Annotated in this window: 13 protein-coding genes; 8 read left to right on the top strand and 5 right to left on the bottom strand. The window is 68.6% G+C overall.

The features are described from left to right. The first annotated feature begins 23 nt into the window (after nt 1-23). The 5 genes from CLV01_RS00220 (at nt 24) to CLV01_RS00240 (ending at nt 6,591) form a co-directional block, all read left to right on the top strand. Nucleotides 24-1,319 carry a Zn-dependent hydrolase gene (locus CLV01_RS00220; protein WP_012207825.1) on the top strand — a complete coding sequence of 432 codons (1,296 nt, stop codon included), beginning with the start codon at nt 24-26 and terminating at the stop codon, nt 1,317-1,319. Further along, nucleotides 1,316-2,782, top strand: coding sequence for a M81 family metallopeptidase (locus tag CLV01_RS00225; protein WP_099732631.1), 1,467 nt, complete (start codon nt 1,316-1,318; stop codon nt 2,780-2,782). The genes CLV01_RS00220 and CLV01_RS00225 overlap by 4 nt, the downstream gene beginning before the upstream one ends. Before the next feature lie 194 nt (nt 2,783-2,976). Further along, nucleotides 2,977-5,286 carry an NADP-dependent malic enzyme gene (locus tag CLV01_RS00230; RefSeq protein ID WP_012207827.1) on the top strand — a complete coding sequence of 770 codons (2,310 nt, stop codon included), beginning with the start codon at nt 2,977-2,979 and terminating at the stop codon, nt 5,284-5,286. A 310-nt stretch (nt 5,287-5,596) separates the two neighbouring features. After that, nucleotides 5,597-6,016, top strand: a complete 420-nt coding sequence (locus CLV01_RS00235; RefSeq protein WP_013804791.1) for a ribonuclease domain-containing protein — start codon at nt 5,597-5,599, stop codon at nt 6,014-6,016. Between the two features lie 149 nt (nt 6,017-6,165). Then, nucleotides 6,166-6,591, top strand: coding sequence for a barstar family protein (locus CLV01_RS00240; RefSeq protein WP_013804792.1), 426 nt, complete (start codon nt 6,166-6,168; stop codon nt 6,589-6,591). Nucleotides 6,592-6,677: 86 nt separating this feature from the next. On the opposite strand, the gene rsmA is transcribed toward CLV01_RS00240, so the two are convergent. The 3 genes from rsmA to CLV01_RS00255 all read right to left on the bottom strand — a co-directional run bounded on the left by rsmA (nt 6,678) and on the right by CLV01_RS00255 (nt 11,425). Further along, complete coding sequence (gene rsmA / locus CLV01_RS00245; RefSeq protein WP_099732630.1) at nt 6,678-7,445, bottom strand: 16S rRNA (adenine(1518)-N(6)/adenine(1519)-N(6))-dimethyltransferase RsmA; 768 nt, start codon at nt 7,443-7,445, stop codon at nt 6,678-6,680. Nucleotides 7,446-7,520: 75 nt separating this feature from the next. Beyond that, complete coding sequence (locus tag CLV01_RS00250) at nt 7,521-8,948, bottom strand: peptidylprolyl isomerase (protein WP_013804794.1); 1,428 nt, start codon at nt 8,946-8,948, stop codon at nt 7,521-7,523. Nucleotides 8,949-8,989: 41 nt separating this feature from the next. Next, the gene (locus CLV01_RS00255) at nt 8,990-11,425 is read right to left on the bottom strand and encodes an LPS-assembly protein LptD (protein WP_099735025.1); all 2,436 of its coding nucleotides are present in this window, start codon (nt 11,423-11,425) and stop codon (nt 8,990-8,992) included. A 92-nt stretch (nt 11,426-11,517) separates the two neighbouring features. Between CLV01_RS00255 and CLV01_RS00260 the strand changes: the two genes are divergently transcribed. Together CLV01_RS00260 and CLV01_RS00265 are read left to right on the top strand one after the other, a co-directional pair. Then, the gene (locus CLV01_RS00260; RefSeq protein ID WP_099732629.1) at nt 11,518-12,615 is read left to right on the top strand and encodes an aminoglycoside phosphotransferase family protein; all 1,098 of its coding nucleotides are present in this window, start codon (nt 11,518-11,520) and stop codon (nt 12,613-12,615) included. A 13-nt stretch (nt 12,616-12,628) separates the two neighbouring features. Continuing rightward, nucleotides 12,629-13,381 (top strand): 16S rRNA (uracil(1498)-N(3))-methyltransferase, encoded by a 753-nt coding sequence (locus tag CLV01_RS00265; RefSeq protein ID WP_099732628.1) that lies wholly within the window; start codon nt 12,629-12,631, stop codon nt 13,379-13,381. Here the strand turns inward: CLV01_RS00265 and CLV01_RS00270 are convergent. Together CLV01_RS00270 and CLV01_RS00275 are read right to left on the bottom strand one after the other, a co-directional pair. Further along, nucleotides 13,368-14,252 (bottom strand): alpha/beta hydrolase, encoded by an 885-nt coding sequence (locus tag CLV01_RS00270; RefSeq protein ID WP_099732627.1) that lies wholly within the window; start codon nt 14,250-14,252, stop codon nt 13,368-13,370. The two genes, CLV01_RS00265 and CLV01_RS00270, sit on opposite strands and share 14 nt — an antisense overlap. Then, the gene (locus CLV01_RS00275) at nt 14,252-15,760 is read right to left on the bottom strand and encodes a M20 family metallopeptidase (protein ID WP_099732626.1); all 1,509 of its coding nucleotides are present in this window, start codon (nt 15,758-15,760) and stop codon (nt 14,252-14,254) included. The genes CLV01_RS00270 and CLV01_RS00275 overlap by 1 nt, the downstream gene beginning before the upstream one ends. A gap of 11 nt (nt 15,761-15,771) precedes the next feature. Here CLV01_RS00275 and CLV01_RS00280 point away from each other — a divergent pair, with 11 nt between their 5' ends. Then, nucleotides 15,772-16,269, top strand: coding sequence for a MerR family transcriptional regulator (locus CLV01_RS00280; protein WP_257221161.1), 498 nt, complete (start codon nt 15,772-15,774; stop codon nt 16,267-16,269). Nucleotides 16,270-16,318 lie beyond the last annotated feature (49 nt).

Consider the following 16,318-nt stretch of genomic DNA (forward strand, 5'->3'; position numbering starts at 1 on the left):
TTTCGCATTCCCAGGAGTCATTCATGGATCTCAGTACCCCTCTTGCAGCCACCGCCGTTGCGGCCGGGCTGCGCACCGACGGCGCCCGCCTGTGGCAATCGCTGATGGACCTGGCGCGCATAGGCGCCACACCCAAGGGCGGCGTGTGCCGCCTGGCGCTGACGGACCTGGACCGCCAGGGGCGCGATCTCTTCGTGCAATGGGCACGCGAGGCCGGCTGCAGCATCCGCGTCGATGCCATCGGCAACATCTTCGCGCGGCGCGCGGGCCTGGACGATGCGCTGCCGCCCGTGATGACGGGCAGCCACATCGACACCCAGCCCACGGGCGGCAAGTTCGACGGCAACTACGGCGTGCTGGCCGGGCTGGAGGTGCTGCGCACGCTCAACGATGGCGGCGTGCGCACGCGTGCCCCGGTGGAAGTGGCCGTGTGGACCAACGAGGAAGGCTCGCGCTTCGTGCCCGTGATGATGGGCTCGGGCGTGTTCGTCAATGCCTTCACGCTGGAGCATGCGCTGGCCCAGCGCGATGCCCAGGGCGTGAGCGTGGACGAGGCGCTGCGCGCCATCGGCTATGCCGGGCCGGCCGGCCCGGCGCCTGCGGTGGGCGCGTATTTCGAAGCCCATATCGAGCAGGGCCCGGTGCTGGAAAACCATGAACGCGTGATCGGCGTGGTCAGCGCCGCGCTGGGCCAGCGCTGGTACGACGTCAGCGTGCAGGGCATGGAGGCCCATGCCGGCCCCACGCCCATGGAGCTGCGCCACGACGCGCTGCTGGCCGCCAGCTGCATCGTGGCCGAGGTCAACCGCATCGCCCTGGACCGCCTGCCGCATGCGCGCGGCACCGTGGGATCGCTGGAGGTGTTTCCCAACTCGCGCAACGTGATCCCGGGCGGCGTCAAGCTCAGCGTGGACCTGCGCGCGCCGGACGACGGCCAGTTGCTGGACATGGACGCCGCACTGCGCGCGGCCTGCGAGCGCATTGCGGCCGCGCGTGGCGTGACCATTGGCGTGGAGCAGGTCGTCTACTTCCCGCCCCAGCCCTTCACGCCGCACCTGGTGGAGGCCGTGCGCACCAATGCCGCCGACCTGGGCTACAGCGCCATGGACGTGGTCAGCGGCGCGGGCCACGATGCCGTCTACCTGGCCCGCGTGGCGCCTGCTGCCATGATCTTCGTGCCCTGCGCCGACGGCATCAGCCACAACGAGATCGAGGACGCCGAGCCCGCACATCTGGAGGCCGGCTGCAACGTGCTGCTGCGCGCCATGCTGGCGGCCGCCGGCGTGGTGCAGGCAGCGGACGGCGGGGTGCCGGCATGAAGGTCCTGATCGCCCGGCTCAACCACGAGACCAATACCTTCTCGCCCGTGCCCACGCCCATCGAGGCGTTTGCGCCCACCTATGGCGAGGCGGCCTACGCAGCCAACAAGGGCATGCGCACGGCCATGGCCGCCTTCATCGACCTGGCCGAGGCGGCGGGCGCCACCCTGGTCACGCCCGTGTCGGCCACCTCCAATCCCAGCGGCCCCGTGCATGCTGCCGCCTACGACGAACTCACGCAACGCATCGTGGCGGCCGCGCCGGGCTGCGATGCCATCTTGCTGGACCTGCACGGCGCCATGGTGGCCGAGAACAGTGCCGATGGCGAAGGCGACCTGCTCGAACGCGTGCGCGCCGCCGCGCCCGGCGTGCCCGTTGGCGTGGCGCTGGACCTGCACGGCAACATCACCGGAAAAATGGTGGGCAATGCCGATGTGATGGTCGGCTTCAAGACCTATCCGCACATCGACATGTACGAGACCGGCGAGCACGCGGGCCGGCTGCTGCTGGACATGCTGGCCGGCCGCGCGCGCTACGCCGTGTGCTGGCACCGCCTGCCCCTGATGAGCCACACGCTGCGCAGCACCACGCTGGACGGCCCCATGCTGGACGCCGTGAACGCAGCGCGCGCCCTGGAAGCGGAGGGCCTGCCCGCGGTCTCGGTGTTCGGCGGCTTCTCGCTGGCCGACATCGCCGCGCCCTGCGTGAGCGTGGTCGCCACCTGCAGGACCGACGAGCGCGCGGCCACCCAGGCGAGCGTGGACGCGCTGGCCGCCCGGATCTGGCAGCGCCGGGCCGACTTCATCTACCGCAGCGAGCCGCTGGCCGATTCGCTGCGCCGCGCCCAGGCCCTGGCCGAAGGCGCCGACCGCCCCGTGCTGCTGCTCGACCATGGCGACAACTGCATGTCCGGCGGCACCTGCGACACCATGGACGTGCTGCAGACCGCGCTGGAGCTGGGCCTGTCAGGCCTTGCCGTGGGCCCGCTGTGCGACCCCGAAGCGGTTGCCTCGCTCACGGCGGCGGGCGAAGGCGCCGAGGTGGAGATCGCGCTGGGCAACAAGGTATCGCTCGAAGGCATAGGCCTGCACAAGCAGCCGCTGCGGCTGCGCGGCACGGTGCGCGCCGTCAGCGACGGCGCCTACACGGTCAGCGGCCCCATCTACACGGGCCAGCGCTGCCACATGGGCCGCACGGTCTGCCTGGACACGGGCGCAGCGCAGATCGTGATCACCGAGCAGACGCACGAGCCCTGGGACCTGGGCGTGTTCCACTGCGTGGGCATGGACCCGACGCGCTTTCGCTTCGTGCTGCTCAAGTCGCGCATGTACTGCCGACCCGTCTTCGTGCCGCTGTCCGCCGGCCTGGTCGAGTGCGACAGCCCCGGCGTGACCACCTCGGACTATTCGCGCTTTCCGTTCGCCCGGGTCAGCCGCCCGGTGTTTCCGCTGGACGCCATGTGATTGCCCGGCTTTGCAGCGGCGCGCAAGCAAAGACCGCCGCCGCCGCGGGGCATTGGGCAACCAGGCATCACAACAGTTTCACAGCAGGGCCCGGCTATTGCCTGTCGGCCTACAATCGGTTCCCCCCTACCTCGGCCGACGGCACGCGGGCTGATCCGCGCGTGCGTTGGCCATGCCTTCGCTGGAGACGCTTGATGTCCGACAACACGGCCCCGACCCCTTCCGATAAACGTGCCCAGCTGCGCCGTGCCGCACTCGAATACCACGAGTTTCCCAAGCCCGGCAAGCTGACCATCGTGCCGACCAAGCCCATGGCCAACCAGCATGACCTGGCCCTGGCCTACTCGCCCGGCGTGGCAGCGCCCTGCGAAGAGATCGTCAAGGACCCGGCCGCCGCCTTCAAGTACACGGCGCGCGGCAACCTGGTGGCCGTGATCTCCAACGGCACCGCCGTGCTGGGCCTGGGCGACATCGGCGCGCTGGCCTCCAAGCCGGTGATGGAAGGCAAGGCCGTCCTGTTCAAGAAGTTCGCGGGCGTGGACGTCTTCGACATCGAGATCAACGAGAAGGACCCGCAAAAGCTGGTCGATGTGATCGCCGCGCTGGAGCCCACCTTCGGCGCCATCAACCTGGAAGACATCAAGGCACCCGAGTGCTTCTTCGTGGAGCGCGAACTGCGCCGCCGCCTGAAGATCCCCGTCTTCCACGATGACCAGCACGGCACGGCCATCACCGTGGCTGCGGCCATGGTCAACGCGCTCAAGGTGGCTGGCAAGAAGATCGAGGAGGTCCGTCTCGTGGCCTCGGGCGCGGGCGCCGCCGCCCTGGCCTGCCTGAACCTGCTGCTCAAGGTCGGCCTGCGCCGCGAGAACGTGTTCGTCACCGACCTGGCCGGCGTGGTCTACGAGGGCCGCACCGAGCTGATGGACGAGGACAAGGCCCAGTTCGCGCGCGCCACCGAGCTGCGCACGCTGGGCCAGGTCATCGAAGGCGCCGACGTCTTCCTGGGCCTGTCCGCTGGCGGCGTGCTCAAGCAGGACATGGTGGTCAAGATGGCCGCGCGCCCGGTGATCTTCGCGCTGGCCAACCCCAACCCCGAGATCATTCCCGAAGACGTGAAGGCCGTGCGCAGCGACGCCATCATCGCCACGGGCCGCTCGGACTACCCCAACCAGGTCAACAACGTCCTGTGCTTCCCGTACATCTTCCGCGGTGCCCTGGACTGCGGTGCGACCACCATCACCACCGAGATGGAAATCGCCACCGTCCACGCCATCGCCGAGCTGGCCCAGGCCGAGCAGAGCGAGGAAGTGGCGGCCGCCTACGTGGGCGAGCAACTGACTTTCGGCCCTGAGTACCTGATCCCCAAGCCCTTCGATCCGCGCCTGATGATGAAGATCGCATCGGCCGTGGCACAGGCTGCCGCCGAGTGCGGCGTGGCCCAGCGCCCGATCCAGGACATGGATGCCTACCGCGCCCACCTGCAGACCTTCGTCTACGCCTCGGGCACCATGATGAAGCCGCTGTTCGCCGCGGCCAAAAAGGCCGCCAAGAAGCGCGTGGCCTACGCCGAGGGCGAGGAAGAGCGCATCCTGCGCGCCACGCAGATCGTGGTGGACGAGCGCATTGCGCGCCCCACGCTGATCGGCCGCCCGGCCATCATTGCCCAGCGCATCGAGAAATTCGGCCTGCGCCTGAAGGAAGGCACGGACTACGACGTGGTCAACGTCGAGCACGACGAGCGCTACCGCGACTTCTGGCAGACCTACCACCGCATGACCGAGCGCAAGGGCATCACCGTGCCCATCGCCCGGATCGAGATGCGCCGCCGCCTGACCCTGATCGGCTCCATGCTGCTGCACAAGGGCGAAGTCGATGGCCTGATCACCGGCACCTGGGGCCAGACATCGCACCACCTGCAGTATGTGGACCAGGTGATCGGCCGCCGCGCCGGCGTGCAGACCTATGCCTGCATGAACGGCCTGCTGCTGCCCGACCGCCAGGTCTTCCTGGTGGACACCCACGTCAACTACGACCCCACGGCCGAGCAGCTGGCCGAGATCACCATCATGGCCGCCGAGGAAATGATGCGTTTCGGCGTCAAGCCCAAGGCCGCCCTGCTGTCGCACTCCAACTACGGCTCTAGCAACCAGCCCAGCGCCGTCAAGATGCGCCAGACCCTGGAGCTGCTGCGCGAGCAGGCACCGTGGCTGGAAGTGGACGGCGAGATGCACGGCGACGTGGCCCTGGACGGCAAGGCCCGCGCCCAGCTCATGCCCAACAGCACGCTGCTGGGCAATGCCAACCTGCTGGTCATGCCCAACATCGACGCGGCCAACATCAGCTACAACCTGCTCAAGCAGGCCGCTGGCGGCGGCATTGCCATCGGCCCCGTGCTGCTGGGCGCCGCCCGTCCCGTGCACATCCTCACGCCGAGCACGACGGTGCGCCGCATCGTCAACATGACGGCGCTGACGGTGGCGGACGCTAACGCTAATCGGTAAGCACCCCCTGAGCGGCTTCGCCGCTTCCCCCTCTCTCGCTTCGCGGGAGGGGGACGACACCATCGCTGCGGGGCGGCCCTTGCTCGGTGCCCCTCGTTTTGGCCGCGCGCGCTTTTTTTGACAACGGGCGGCATTTGCATTGAATAGCAGGCAACTCAGGCGCAGAGTTGCCTTCTCACTGTTCAATCCCCAGACATTTCCTTGGTCAAGCTGCCTGTTTTTTGGGCAGAACTTGCATTTTGAGGGGTGTTCCGTCACACTAGCGGGTCGAGATTTCAGGGCTTCCCTGGATTTCTGAAAGGTGTAGTTGATGCTGAAGGCAGCCGCCGCCAAGGCGTACCAGTCCGGTCTAGCGCTCATCGTCGGGGCCGCCTTTGTGCTGTCACCCTCGCTCGCTGATGCGCGCCGCTCGGCGCCCGAGAGCGTGGAGACGACGGCGGCCGTGGCCACCGTCGCCCTGTCCGAGTTGCCGCGCGAAGGCCGTTCCACGTATACGCTGATCCTGCGCGGCGGGCCTTTTGCCCACGACAAGGACGGCACGGTGTTCGGCAACCGCGAGCGCATCCTGCCGCGCCAGTCGCGCGGCTATTACCGTGAGTACACGGTGCGCACGCCCGGTTCGCGTGACCGTGGAGCCCGCCGCATCGTCTGCGGCGGGGAGCCCCAGCAGCCCGATGCCTGCTACTACACCAGCGACCACTACAGCAGCTTTCGCAAGATCATCGAATGACCTCGACCCAGTCTCTACAGCCAGTTCGACCCTCCGTGTCCGACGCAGTGCGCTGGCAGGGGTCTGCATTTCATCCACAGCCCAGGGATGCCGAAGGCCATGAGCCCGTCCCCGCAGGCCACATCCACGTTAGAGAAAGAGCCACGGAGATGGATGCACCACTTCGTAAGATCCCCGACACCCCTTTGCGGAACGTGCGCGCCAACATCGTGCAGTCCATCCGCGCCTACAGGGTGGAGGATCTGCAACAGGCGGCCGAGACGCTGGGGTGCCATTTTCTGTATGCCAACCTGGCCCATGCGCAGACCAAGGCCGATATCCTGGAACTGCTGGCCACGCAGTTCTTCTTCCCCGCGCATTTCGGCAAGAACTTCGACGCGCTCTATGACTGCCTGACCGACCCCATCCACAAGGCCGGCCCGCAGCCGGGCTTTGTGCTCGTGCTCGACCAGATCCCGACCACGCCCAAGTTCGACAAGGAAGTGCGCGAGCAGCTGCTGGACAGCTTCCGCGACGCGGCCGAGTACTGGGCCGAGCGCAAGATTCCGTTCCGCTGCTTCTACTCGTTCCTGTAAGCGCAGGACATTGAGGGCCCAGAGCCCACAGCGCCCAATCGGGTGCTGTGGGCTCTGTCGGCGCTGCAGTCGCTGGGCGCCTGTGCCTAGGCGCGCGTGAACCGGGCGGCGAGTGCCTCGTATTCGGACACCGGCACTTCCTCGGCGCGGCGCTGCAGGTCGAATTCCCCGTCAAAGCCCTTGGCTTCCAGCCAGCGCCCCAGCGTGTTGCGCAGGATCTTGCGCCGCTGGCTGAAGGCCACCTGCACCATCTCCTCCAGCAGCTTCGCGTCCAGGGCCGCCGGCGACTCGCGCGGGACCATGCGCACGACGGCGCTGTCCACCTTGGGCGGCGGATTGAAGCTCTCGGGCGGCACGTACAGCACGCTCTCCATCGCATAGCGCCACTGCAGCATGACCGTCAGCCGCCCATAGGCGGCCGTGGAGGGCGACGCCACCATGCGGTCGATGACCTCCTTTTGCAGCATGAAGTGCTGGTCCTCGACCACGTCCACCTGCTCGAGCAGGTGAAAGAGGATGGGGCTGGAGATGTTGTAGGGCAGGTTGCCCGCAATGCGCAGCTTGGGCACGCCCAGGCGCGCGGCAATGGCACGGAAGTCCACCTTGAGCACGTCGGACTCGACCACGTCGAGCTGCTCGTGCAGGCGCAGGCGCACGGCCAGGTCGCGGTCCAGCTCGATCACGGTGAGCCGGCCCAGGCGTTCGACCAGGGGCTGGGTCAGGGCCATCAGGCCCGGCCCGATCTCGACCATGGACTGGCCCTGCCGGGGGTCGATGGCGCTCACGATGCCGTCGATGATGCCGTCATCGGTCAGGAAGTTCTGGCCGAAACGTTTGCGAGGAATGTGTTTCATAGAAAAAGCAAGGCGGTGCGCCATGGCACCGCCTTCCATTGTGGACTGCCGCAGCCGCAGCTGCTCGGGGGTGTCTTATTGCGGAGGCTCGCGGTACTCGACGTAGGCGCGGCCACGCAGCTCCTGAAGCCAGGTCTGGTAGTCGGTTTCGAGCTTGCGCTCGCGCACCACGTTGCGAACCATGTCGCGCTGCTCGCGGGGCGTCAGCGCAGCCTGGCGGCGCTCGATGAGCTGGATCAGGTGCACACCGAAGCGCGAGACCAGCGGGTCGCTGACCTGGCCGGGCTGCAGCGCATTGAGCACCTGCTCGAACTCGGGCACGAACTGGCCGGGCGAGGCCCAGCCCAGGTCGCCGCCGTTGCGCGCGCTGCCGTCCTGCGAGAACTCGCGGGCCAGCGATTCGAAGCTGGCCTGGCCGCTGTCCACGCGGCGCTTGTAGTCGGCCAGGCGCTTGGCGGCATCGGCCTCGGTCATCTGGTCGCCAATGCGCAGCAGGATGTGGCGCGCATGGTTTTGCGTGACCACGGACGGCATGCCGGCCTGCGACTTCTCCAGCACCTTGAGCACGTGAAAGCCCGCGCCCGAACGGAAGGGGCCGACGATGCCGCCCTGCGCCGTCTGGCCCACTGCCTTGGTGAACAGCTCGGGATAGCGGTCCAGCGGGCGCATGCCCATGGCGCCGCCGCCCTGGCCGTCGGGCACATCGGAGAACTCCTTGACCACGGCCAGGAAGTCGCCTTGCGTGCGGGCGGCCTCGGCGGCCTGCTTGGCGCGGGCCTCGCGCTCGGCCACTTCGGCGGGGCTGGCGTTCTCGGGCACGGAAATCAGGATGTGGCCCAGGTTCACGGCGGCCGGTGCCTTGTCGGCACCGCCGCTGCGCTGCTCAGCCAGGTAGCGATCGATGTCGGCATCGGTGACGCGCACGCGGCCGTCCACATCGCGCTCGCGCAGACGTTGCAGCGTGATCTGGCGGCGCAGCTCTTCGCGGAACTGCTTTTCGTTCACGCCTTCGGCCCGCAGGCGGGACTGCAGGCCCGCCTTGTCCAGGCCGTTTTGCCGCGCCACATTGGTCAGCGCCTGGTCCACGGCGTAGTCATCCACGCGCAGGCCCGTGTCCTTGGCTTCCTGCAGCTGGGCCTTTTCGACGATCAGGCGCTCGAGCACCTCGCGGGCCAGCAGCGCCTCGGGCGGCATCTGGCCGCCCTGCTCGGCAATGTTCTGCGCCACGCGCGCCATGCGGGCACGCACTTCGTTGTTGGTCACCGGTTCGGAGTTGACCACGGCGACGATGTAATCGGCCGAGCGCACGCCAGCCTTGGCGCCGCGATCGCGCGACGAGGGCAGGTTGGTGGCGTCCAGCGCACGCGAGACGGAGGCATCGCCGGCCTGGGGCGCCCTGGACTGGCCCGGAACACGCAGGCCTTGCGCCTGGGCTGTGGTGGCCAGCAAGGCCAGCGCCACAGCGGCAGCTGCGCAGCAATGGGTCTGGGAAAGAAAACGCATGGGAGAGATGCCTTGCAAAAAGCGTGTTTGGAGCGTTGGCTCTAATCGTAGTTGGTGAAGCGGCTGGGAGGCGTCACGGACTCGCGCAGGTACTGGTAGCGCGGCACATTCTGCTTGAGGCTGCGCTGCGGGTCTGCACCCAGGCTCAGCCGCGAGAAGCCGACGAACTCGATCTGGAACAGCAGCCGGGTGTTGGACTGGGTGATGGAGCTTTGCAGGCGCTCCAGCACCACGCGGCCAATCCAGCAGCAGCCGTCGTACTCCAGCCCGACCACGGTATCGACGAGCTTGCGGTCCTTCAGGCTGTAGTTCAACCGGCCCACCGTGTACCAGCGCCCGCCGCCCTGGCCACGGCCGGCACCCAGGTCGCGCCCCTTGTCGCCCCACAGGTCGTTGATGGGCCATTGCCAGCCCACATCGACCAGCTTGCTGGCGTCGGTACGCGCCACGGTGTCGTACTGGGTACGGTAGGCCACGTTCACCGTGCGGTAGGAGCTGGGGCTGTAGCGCGCACCAAAGGTGGTACGCACCGAGCGGTTGAGGTCGCGGTTGTACTGGGTCGTGCCTTCGGTGGACCAGGCATCGGTCCAGTTGATGGCCGCACCCAGCAGCACGTCGGACAGGCGGCTGGTGGCCGGCACCTCGCCGGGCAGGATGACCTTCTGGTCGGAGAAACGCACGCGCTGCGCAATGCCGAAGCGCGCCTTTTCCGCACCCGTGGCCCCGTCGATCAGGCGCGTGGTCGCGCCCAGGGTCAGCAGGTGGTTGTCGGCAATGCGGTCCTGGCCGTTGTAGTCGTTCTCGGAGTAGATGCTCGCGAAGTTGAAGTCGTTGCGCGCCGTGTCATACAGCGGCAGAAAGCTCTGGTCGCGGTAGGGCGTGTAGGTGTAGAAGGCGCGCGGCTCGAAGGTCTGCAGCAGCTGGCGGCCGAACAGCGTGGTGTCGCGCTCGAACACCAGCCCGCTGTCCACGCTGACCGTGGGCAGCGTGCGCGAGGCATTGCGGCTGCCGTTGCTCATCAGGCTGTCCACCTGGTAGTTGCTGGTGTGCAACTGGATCCTGGGCGTGATGAAGGCGCCCGGCGACAGGAAGGGGCGGCTCACCTGGGCCAGCATGTAGCTGCGCTGGCCGTTGTTGTAGGTCATGCCGGCCAGGGGCTTGTCGATCTCGAAGCGCGTGGTGTCGGCCACAAAGCTGAAGTCCAGGCCGTGCGGCAGGTCCAGCGGCGTGTAGCGCCATTGCAGCTGCGGCTTCATGCCGTAGGGCGGGGCAATGGGCGCCGATGCATCCTGCATGGTCTGCCAGTACAGGGTGCGCAGGGTCAGCACATTGTCGCCCCGCGCCCAGGACAGGTTCACATCGTTGGGCAGCAGGCGCTCGCGCAGCGTTTTGGCGGCCAGCGGGAAGTCACGCCAGTAGTTGTCGTCGCTGACGCGGTTGAGGTTCATGTTCAACCCCAGGCCGCCGATGGGCGAGTCGATGACACCCCGGTGCTGCAGCGAGTAGGCCCAGCGGTCCCGGTCACGCTGGCGGTCGCCGGGCATGTAGGCCGCATAGGCCTCGCCCGAATAGGTCGGCTCCAGGTACCGGAACTGGGCGCCCAGGTTGACGCCGCGCTTGCTCATGACCGAGGGATACAGGGTCATGTCGCGGTTGGGCGCAAGGTTCCAGTAGTAGGGCTGCGTGTATTCGATGCCGCTGAGCTTGTCCAGGCCCATGGTGGGAGGCAGCAGGCCCGACTTGCGCTTGTCCGACAGCGGAAAGCTCATGCGCGGCACGGGCAGCACGGTCACGCCCTTGAACTGCAGGGCAGCGCCCTCGGCCACGCCCACTTCCTCGGCCATATCGATGTGCAGGGTCCGGGCGCGCAGCATCCAGGCCGGCTCCCAACTGGCCTCGTCGTCGCGCTGGCAGGTGGTGTAGGTGGCATCGTGGACCACGGCATGGTCGCGGTCGATGAAGTCCACGCGCGAGGATTTGCCGTAGGCGCCATTGGCCAGGAAGCGATATCCGGCGTTGTCGAAAAAGCCCTTGAAGGCATCGACCTCCAGGTCCAGCTGCGAGCCCTCGTAGACATTGCCGGCCTGGTTGATGTGCACCGCGCCCGAGGCATTGACGCGGTCGTCGGGCACCTGGTATTCGAGCCGGTCGGCGCGGATCATGGTGTCGCCACGGCGCAGTTCGGCATTGCCCTCGACCACAGAGTTGATGTCCGGCTGGCCGCTGAGCGCGTCACCGCGCACATAGACGGGCTGCTGGGAGCGCACCGCCTCGGGATAGGTTTCCTGCATCAGCGTGCTGGGGCGCAGCGGGCGGACTTGCTGCAGCCGGCCTTCGTCGGCTGCAGCGGGCTGGGCCTGGGCCATCGTGGAGCCACCGGCCCATGCGAGAGCCACAAGCCAGGCCAGCGGGCGTACAGCGGGGCGCGCGGGCGCGCGGGCAGCCAGCGGATCGGGGAGCGGCGGTCGGAGGTACACGGTGGTCAACAGCGGCGGGTGGACAAAGGCGCAAGCCTAGCATCACCGCCGGGCATTCGCCGGGGTGGCGGTTTGTAGAATCGCGATTATCCATGAGCCATCCAAACACCCCCACGGCCGGCGTTGTCTGGGCCGACCCCGCCCGCCACGCCGCCTTCGACGCCTGGCTGGCCCCGCTGTCCGCCCGCCACGCGCTGCGCCCCGAAACACTGCGCCCTGCCTCGGCCGATGCCAGCTTTCGCCGCTATCTGCGCCTGGACACCAGCGCGGGCGCCAGCCTCATCGTCATGGATGCCCCGCCGGACAAGGAAGATTGCGCGCCCTTCGCCAAGGTGCAGGCGCTGATGGCCTCGGCCGGGCTGGCCGTGCCGCAGATCCTGGACTGGGATGCGGCGCACGGCTTCATGCTGCTGTCCGACCTGGGCGGCCACACCGTCATTGAGGCGCTGGACCCGGAAAAGCCCCAGGACGCGGAAGCCTGGTACCGCTCGGCGCTGGAGGTGCTGCTGGCCTGGCAGACCGCCTCGCGCCCCGACGTGCTGCCCGCGTATGACGACGCGCTGCTGCGCCGCGAGCTGCAGCTGTTCCCCGACTGGTACATCGCGCGCCACCGCGAAACCGTGCTCGACGACAGGCAGCAGGCCACGCTGGCCAAGGCCTTCGACCAGATCGTGGCCCACAACCTGGCGGCACCCAGCGTCTTCGTGCACCGCGACTTCATGACGCGCAATCTCATGCAGCCCGTGACCGCCAGCGGCCCGCTGGGCGTGCTGGACTTCCAGGATGCGGTCTATGGCCCGGTGACCTATGACATCGCCAGCCTGCTGCGCGATGCCTTCATCAGCTGGGAAGAGGACTTTGTCATCGACATTACCGTGCGTTACTGGGAGAAGGCGCGCAAGTCGGGATTGGTCGGCGCGCGCAGCCAAAGCGGCTGGGGCGACGATTTCGGCGAGTTCTACCGGGGCGTGGAGTGGATGGGCCTGCAGCGCCACCTCAAGGTGGCCGGCATCTTCGCGCGGCTGACGCTGCGCGACGGCAAGCCCCGCTACCTGGCCGACGCGCCGCGCTTCATCCACTACATCCGCTCCACCTGCAGCCGCTACCGCGAGCTGATGCCGCTGCTGCGCCTGGTGGACCAGATCGAAAACATCCAGCCCCAGGTCGGCTGGGCCTACGGGCGCGTCTGAGAACGGATACGCCATGCCACGCTTTCACTGCCCCATTGCGCTGCGCAGCGGCGCCGACATCGACCTGCCGCCCGGCGCGGCGCGCCATGTGCAGGTGCTGCGCCTGCAGCCCGGCGACGGCATCACCCTCTTCGAAGGCCGTGCCGGCGAAGGCTTCAGCGGCGGCGAGTTCGAGGCCACCGTGATGCGCATGGGCCGCAGCGACGTGGCCGTGCGCATAGGCGCGCACCACGCCGTGGAACGCGAGCCCCTGCGCCCCGTGCACCTGCTGGCCGGCATCACGGCCAACGAACGCATGGACTGGCTGGTGGAGAAGGCGGCCGAGCTGGGCGCCGCCAGCATCACCCCGCTGGTGGCCGAGCGCAGCGTGCTCAAGCTCAAGGGCGAGCGCGCCGAGAAAAAACTCGCCCACTGGCAGGCCGTGGCCGTATCGGCCTGCGAGCAGTGCACGCGCAACCGCGTTCCCCCGCTGCACACCCCTGCAGACCTGGAGGACTGGCTGGAGGGCGGTGCGAAACAGCTGCCGCCCGGCACGCTGCGCCTGCTGCTGTCGCTGGGCGAGGGCACGCGGCCGCTGGGTGAGATCCTGGATGCCACGGCCGAGGATGCACCCGTGGTCTTTCTCTCCGGCCCCGAGGGCGGCCTGTCGCCTGCCGAGGAGGCCCTGGCCCGAGCCCAGGGCTTTGTGCCCGTCACGCTGGGGCCACGCGTGCTGCGCGCGGAAACCGCGCCCCTGGCTGCGCTGGCGGCGCTCACGCTGGCCTGAAGCGGCCCAGCCAGTCGCGCAGCCGCGCGAACACAGGCGCGGCGAAGTCATCGCGCTCGTTGAACAGCTCGTGGTAGGCGCCGTCAAAGCACTGCGCCTGTACCACGGCTGGCGGCGCGCGGTCGGCAAAGGCCTGGCTGCCGGCCGGCGCCACCAGCCTGTCGTCCCCCGCCCACATCAGCAGGCTGGGCACGCTCCACTGCCCCGCGCGGGCCAGCACCTGCGGGCCACCCTGCGCCAGAAAGCGCGCCAGCCGTGCGCTGATGCGGTCATGGCACAGCGGATCGGCGCGGTAGGCATCGCAGACCGCCACGTCATGCGAGAGATAGGGAATCTGCAGGCCGTTGGACACGCGCAGGTCGGGCACCAGGCGCGGCAGCGTGCCCACGAGCAGCTTCTGGATGGGCGACAGACCCACGTCGAAGGCCGGCGAAGACAGCACCAGCGCATCGACAGGCCGGATGGCACGCGCCACGAACAGCGCAGCCACCAGGCCGCCCAGGCTGTGGCCCAGCAGCACCAGCGGCTGGCCAGCGGGCTGCTGGGCACGCGTGGCATCGACCACGGCGGCAAGGTCATCCAGCAGCCGGCCATCGGCCGTCAAGCCGCCGCGCGGCCCTGCCGAGCGCCCATGGCCGTATTGGTCGTAGCCGCGCACCGCATAGCCCCAGGCATTGAGGCGCCGGGCCAGCGCCTCATAGCGACCGATGTGCTCGCCCAGGCCGTGCACCAGCAGCACGGTGGCGCGCGCCTGGCCCCCGTCCACGGGCCAGTCGCGCAGCGACAGCTCGGCGCCGTCGCTGGACGCAAGGCGCGTGACCTGGCCTTGCGAGGCAGGTGCGGGAACGGGTGCGGGGGCCGGCGCTGCCATCACGCCACGCCAGCAGCGTCCGCCTCGGCGGCTGCCTGCGCCCCGGCCATGGCGGCGATCACCTGGGCCACGGCGGCCGTGAGCTTCTTGGCATAGGGCACATGCAGGAATTCATTGGGACCGTGGGCATTGCTCTTGGGTCCGAGCACGCCGCAGACCATCATCTGGGCCTTGGGAAAGCCCTGGCTGAGCATGTTCATCAGCGGAATCGTGCCGCCCTGGCCGATGTAGCCGCAGGAGGCGCCGAAATGCGCCTGGCTTGCCGCGTTGAGCGCGTCCTCGAACCAGCCGTCCATGGCCGGCGCATTCCAGCCGCTGGCGCCCGACAGGCCCTGCCAGGTCACACGGGCCTGGTAGGGAGCGTTGTCCTCCAGCAGCGCCTTCATTTCCTGCACGCAGGCAGCGGCATCGACCAGGGGCGGCAGGCGCAGGCTGAGCTTGAAGGCGGTATAGGGGCGCAGCACGTTGCCGGCGTCCTGCAGCGCGGGCAGGCCCTCGGCGCCGGTCACGCTCAACGTGGGCTCCCAGGTGCGCTTGATCAGGGCCTGGACCGGGTCGGTGGTGGTGGGCAGGGCGAACAGCGTGGAGCCGCCGCAGTCGTAGTGCGCCCAGGGGAAGCGGGCATAGGTCTCCTCGCCCAGGATGGCCGCCGTATCGCGCATCTGCGCCATGCGCTCGGCCGGCACCTCGCAGTGGAAGCTGGCAGGCAGCAGGCGCCCGGTCTTGCTGTCCTCCAGCCGGTCCAGCACCTGGCGCAGGATGCGGAAGGACGACGGCACGACGCCCGAGGCATCGCCCGAATGCACGCCCTCGGTGAGGATTTCCACCTTCAGCGTGCCGCTGGCCATGCCGCGCAGGCTGGTGGTCAGCCACAGCTGGTCGTAGTTGCCGGCGCCGCTGTCCAGGCAGATCACCAGGCCCACATCGCCCAGGCGCGGGCGCAGGGCATCGACATAGGGCAACAGGTCGCGCGAGCCGCTTTCCTCGCAGGTCTCGATCAGGCCCAGGATGCGCGGGTGCGGCACGCCCTGGCGCTTGAGCTCCTGCACGGCCGCGATGCTGGCGTAGACCGCATAGCCGTCGTCGGCGCCGCCACGGCCATAGAGCTTGCCGTTCTCGTACTTGGGCGTCCACGGGCCCAGGTCGCTGCGCCAGCCGTCGAACTCTGGCTGCTTGTCCAGGTGGCCGTACATCAGCACCGTGGGGCTGGAGGCCGCCTTGTCCTGCGTGCCCTCCACCTCGAAGAACAGCACCGGCGTGCGGCCGGGCTGGCGCACGATCTCCAGCGTCAGGCCGGCCACCCTCTGCGCCAGCACCCAGTCGGCCGCATTGCGCAGCACGGTCTCCAGGTGGCCCTGCTGCTCCCAGTCGGGCGCGAACATGGGCGATTTGGCGGGAATGGCGATGTACTCGGTCAGCGCCGGGACGATGCGCTCGTCCCAGGAGCGGCTGATCTGGTCAAGCGCGGCTGCGGGCTGCAGCAGCTGCGAAGGGGTGCGTGCGTTCATGGCGGGTCCTCGTGTCATGGGTCGGCGCACCGTTCGAGCGAAGCCAGCGCCGCGATCCGGTCATTGTGCGCCAAGGCGGCACGGACCCCGGACACCCCGCCGCCAACGACTACGATCGCGCCATGTATATCGGAGAACTCGCCCGACGCGCCGGCTGCTCGCCCAAGGCCGTCCGGCTGTATGAATCACGGGGCCTGCTCGGCGCCGTGGCACGGGCAGGCAGCTACCGCATCTATGGCGAGCAGGACCTGGTGCTTGTGCAGCGCATCCGCCAGGCGCTGGGACTGGGCTTTCGGCTGGACGAGCTGCACGGCCTGCACCGCATCCATGAGGCCACAAGCTGGGAAGCCCTGGCCCGGCTGCTGCGCGAGCGCAGCACCCAGGTTCAGGCGGACATCCGGCGCCTCCAGGCACAGCAGTCCCAGTTGGCGGCGCTGGAGCGCGAACTGCTCGAATGCAGCCTGGAGACGGCAGGTACCCAGGGCGCCTGCGAACCCGCATTGGCCTGAGCACGCGGCCTGAGCCCGGGTGCTTGACCCTGCCCCAAGGGGCAAGGCG

The sequence above is a fragment of the Delftia sp. 60 genome (assembly GCF_002754395.1).
GTDB classification, from domain to species: Bacteria; Pseudomonadota; Gammaproteobacteria; order Burkholderiales; family Burkholderiaceae_C; genus Comamonas; species Comamonas acidovorans.

Excerpts from the sequence above, each read along its gene's own strand:
- CLV01_RS00225 (WP_099732631.1), top strand. The coding sequence starts at position 1,316 with ATGAAGGTCCTGATCGCCCGGCTCAACCACGAGACCAATACCTTCTCG.
- CLV01_RS00220 (WP_012207825.1), top strand. The coding sequence starts at position 24 with ATGGATCTCAGTACCCCTCTTGCAGCCACCGCCGTTGCGGCCGGGCTG.
- CLV01_RS00275 (WP_099732626.1), bottom strand. The coding sequence starts at position 15,760 with ATGAACGCACGCACCCCTTCGCAGCTGCTGCAGCCCGCAGCCGCGCTT.
- CLV01_RS00235 (WP_013804791.1), top strand. The coding sequence starts at position 5,597 with ATGCTGAAGGCAGCCGCCGCCAAGGCGTACCAGTCCGGTCTAGCGCTC.
- CLV01_RS00230 (WP_012207827.1), top strand. The coding sequence starts at position 2,977 with ATGTCCGACAACACGGCCCCGACCCCTTCCGATAAACGTGCCCAGCTG.
- CLV01_RS00270 (WP_099732627.1), bottom strand. The coding sequence starts at position 14,252 with ATGGCAGCGCCGGCCCCCGCACCCGTTCCCGCACCTGCCTCGCAAGGC.
- CLV01_RS00260 (WP_099732629.1), top strand. The coding sequence starts at position 11,518 with ATGAGCCATCCAAACACCCCCACGGCCGGCGTTGTCTGGGCCGACCCC.
- CLV01_RS00265 (WP_099732628.1), top strand. The coding sequence starts at position 12,629 with ATGCCACGCTTTCACTGCCCCATTGCGCTGCGCAGCGGCGCCGACATC.
- CLV01_RS00240 (WP_013804792.1), top strand. The coding sequence starts at position 6,166 with ATGGATGCACCACTTCGTAAGATCCCCGACACCCCTTTGCGGAACGTG.
- rsmA (WP_099732630.1), bottom strand. The coding sequence starts at position 7,445 with ATGAAACACATTCCTCGCAAACGTTTCGGCCAGAACTTCCTGACCGAT.
- CLV01_RS00250 (WP_013804794.1), bottom strand. The coding sequence starts at position 8,948 with ATGCGTTTTCTTTCCCAGACCCATTGCTGCGCAGCTGCCGCTGTGGCG.